General features: G+C 65.8%; 1 protein-coding gene. It reads left to right on the plus strand.

The features are described from left to right. Nucleotides 1–445 (plus strand): GDP-mannose 4,6-dehydratase (locus ACU8YE_RS25305; RefSeq protein WP_446930328.1); only part of this gene is annotated, 445 nt, incomplete at both ends.

A 445-nucleotide genomic window follows, 5' to 3' on the forward strand; every position in this document is an offset into this window, starting at 1 on the left:
GGCTACATCGGCTCCCACACTGTGATCCAGCTCGTCCAGGCCGGCCACGACGTGGTGATCGTCGACAACTTCAGCAACTCCAACCCCACGGTCGTCGGCCGCCTCGAGGCCCTGACCGGCACCCGTCTGGTGGTCCACTCCTTCGACCTGCGCGACTACGACAAGACCGAGCACCTCTTCGCGGCCGAGGACTTCGACGCGGTCATCCACTTCGCCGCCTTCAAGGCCGTCGGCGAGAGTGTCGAGAAGCCGCTCGACTACTACGAGAACAACCTCGGCACCACCTTCTCGCTGGTCCGGGCGATGCAGAGGTACGACGTCGACAAGCTCGTCTTCTCCTCGAGCGCCACGGTGTACGGCACCGACCAGGCCGGCGCCACCGAGGACCGCCCGACCTGGGCGACGAACCCGTACGGCTGGACGAAGGTCATGCAGGAGCAGATCC

The organism is Ralstonia sp. VS2407, assembly GCF_052950655.1.